The organism is Bacteroides sp. An279 (assembly GCF_002159615.1).
Taxonomy (GTDB): domain Bacteria; phylum Bacteroidota; class Bacteroidia; order Bacteroidales; family Bacteroidaceae; genus Phocaeicola; species Phocaeicola intestinalis.
In genome coordinates, this window is record NZ_NFJA01000172.1 from 1 (window position 1) to 2,778 (window position 2,778).

At 50.7% G+C, this 2,778-nt stretch carries 2 protein-coding genes; one reads left to right on the forward strand and one right to left on the reverse strand.

The features are described 5' to 3' along the window. The first annotated feature begins 238 nt into the window (after positions 1-238). On the forward strand, positions 239-1,939 hold the full coding sequence (locus B5F78_RS16305; protein ID WP_087397799.1) for a DUF3592 domain-containing protein: 1,701 nt from the start codon (positions 239-241) through the stop codon (positions 1,937-1,939). Here B5F78_RS16305 and B5F78_RS16310 read toward each other — a convergent pair. After that, complete coding sequence (locus tag B5F78_RS16310) at positions 1,936-2,670, reverse strand: DUF3592 domain-containing protein (RefSeq protein WP_087407237.1); 735 nt, start codon at positions 2,668-2,670, stop codon at positions 1,936-1,938. The two genes, B5F78_RS16305 and B5F78_RS16310, sit on opposite strands and share 4 nt — an antisense overlap. Between the last annotated feature and the right edge of the window lie 108 nt (positions 2,671-2,778).

Genomic DNA, 2,778 nt, shown 5'->3' on the forward strand with positions numbered 1-2,778 from the left:
TAATTGTAAAAGGGTCGTTTAATGAAATATCAACTTCTTATATCATTAAAGGATTGCTTCCTATATGTAATTCGTAGCGGACGGGGCGAGTGTTACCCGATTTTGCGTTAATAAACATTAAACGGGAAAATTTTATTCCCGGCCGTCCGCTTTTGAGGGCTTCAAACAATTACACAGATTCGTAACCGAAACGAAACATCCATTCGTTACATTCGCTCCCCAAATAACTGATAGCGGTATGAGGAACGATACAGACATACGGAAAGAGGCGTACCGGCGAATCTTAAAGCGGGAATTGTGCTGGTGGCTGGTTGCCATAGCGGGTGGATTGCTGCTTGCCGGAGTGTTCAGCGGGTCGGGAATAGTAAATCTTTTCCTGCATGGCTTCCAAGGCATCGGGAGTTGCTGGGCGGGTATAATCTGTCTGGTGGTGACAGGCTACATCGCCTATTCCCTGCTGGGCATCCTGAGGGAGAAGCGGAAGCTGATAGGGCATGGCATCCAGGCCGAAGCCGTCGTCACGGCCATCCAGAAAGAGATAGATGTCGAGGAAGGCGGAGAGGCTTTCGTGGCAGTCTATGAATTCACCCTGCCCGGCGGTCGGAAATGGAAGGTTAAGGAACAGCTCAACGGCTCGCAGGCGGGGCTGTTGGGACTGATTGAGGTGGGAAGCCGCGTGCCCGTTTTCGTGGACCGCGACCATCCGTACAAGTTCTACTTATATACGCACCTCCTTGTCCGCCAATTCTATGAGGAGGACAAGACGTTTGTCAACAGCTTGGAAAAACTAAAGAGGCAGGGCACAAACGTGGGAAACATTGGCGAAGCGATACTCAGACACCAGGAGAGGGGGCAACGGGTGTTCCGTAGCCGTCGCAAATGGAGGTGGCTTCCATCGGCTATCGTTGCTTTTGTCATGGTCTTAGTAACAGCATTCGGCTACATAATATACAACAGGTTTGAGGCTTACGTGCTGGTTTCCGATCTGAACCTCCCGCCCGGTTTCAGCTACTACAATGCTTATGCCACGGAATTGCACGAATACCTCCCCGGAAATAACAGATGGAGTTATACCGACGAGGACGGATATGAAGACTGGACGTCTTCCTGGCGCTTTACCGACAAATGCAAACGTCCCATGTTTGTGGTGTGGGGCACACAGGGATTGACACACACAAGGACGACCAGCATGCTGATGATTCCAGAAAGCTATCGCGACAGGCTGGATGAGTTCATCTACGACATGAACGCCGACCTGAAACCAAAGCTGCAAAAGCTGTTGAAAGGGTTTGCGCCACGCACGGGCCTTTGCATCCTTTCCCCGGTATTGAAAGACACGATGCAGATAGAGGGCGGAGGATATTGGCCGCTGCTCACCTTGGGAGGTGCCTGCGCGACAGCTGCCGCTGAAATCCGCCTGAAAGCGTCGGGCGTGAATCCGGATACCTTGAGGGTAGACAAGACAACAATGTTCTACTACGCAACTATAGAAGCAGTGTCCGACAGAGACACCCTTGCTACGGATGCAGTGACACGGATAGCCGGCGGCGTGGAACGTTTCGGAGTGTTGTATGCCTCCGTCGGAATACAAGGATTCAGACTGACATCAGCACGCAGCACACCCCTCAACCAGGCCACGCCCTTTGCCATGGCTTCGTTGCTGGGCAGGCTGATGCGTTACAAGGACCACCTGTTCCGGGAGCACCCTGACATCTATGAAACGCAGGACTACCTGGAGCTGACGCTGAAAGACAAGAGATGGATTACCTACTACACCTTAGCCTGCGCAGAGGCAGGAGGACGGCGTGTGCTGAACGTTTTTGCTTTGGTGGGCGACCATCTCTTGGTTATCTTTATGGAAGGAGCGGATGTATCCGAAGAAACGCTGATGAAGAAAGCGGGCGAACTGATGCTGGTTGCCAAGGATAATTTGCCTTAAACACGTTTTTTTCCGTTCTCATCCCACACACTGTCAACATCCACATAATAATTGAAAGGATTATTGCGGTCAACATAGACACGCACCTTTCTTTTGGGATCTATCTCGTAACTCTCATACCAGAAAGAACCGCTGTGAAACAGGTATATCCGCCCGTCGGATGCCACATAACGGCAACTCACGATGATGGGATGCCGTCCGTTCATGCTTTGGTTGTCATCTTCACGGATGCCTGTTATCTCCGCTTCCACTGTATCGCCGGTAGCAAGCAAGCGGGCTATTTTCTGCCGGTGTTTCCGCCTTACCAGAATAAAAGCCAGTCCCATATCGGCAAACACGAACGCCATGGCCAGCAATAGGCCGATAATCCAGTTGTTATCATCCAGATAACGCACCTCTTGGGGATTGCCATTGCGGTAATAGACTGTAATCTGCTTGCCCGGATGCATGGACGATGAAGACAGATTGAGCGTGGAAGTATAGGTCTTTCCGCCGACTGTGTATTCCACCACCGGTGTGCCCAGCGATTCGTGATTCGCCCCACGCATGGCCAGGATAACAGCCTGCACAGGTGTAGCTTCTGCTTTGAATGTGTGACCGCTGGTATAGATGAAGATACAGACGGTAAACAGGATGATGCCCACCAGCACAAATATTCCGCCGAAGATGCGGACAAATGCCTTGTCTTTTTTCTTGCCCCGGACCAGTGCTTTTTCTTTGTTGTAACGCATAATTGTAAAAGGGTCGTTTAATGAAATATCAACTTCTTATATCATTAAAGGATTGCTTCCTATATGTAATTCGTAGCGGACGGGGCGAGTGTTACCCGATTTTGCGTT

Excerpts from the sequence above, each read along its gene's own strand:
- B5F78_RS16310 (WP_087407237.1), bottom strand. The coding sequence starts at position 2,670 with ATGCGTTACAACAAAGAAAAAGCACTGGTCCGGGGCAAGAAAAAAGAC.
- B5F78_RS16305 (WP_087397799.1), top strand. The coding sequence starts at position 239 with ATGAGGAACGATACAGACATACGGAAAGAGGCGTACCGGCGAATCTTA.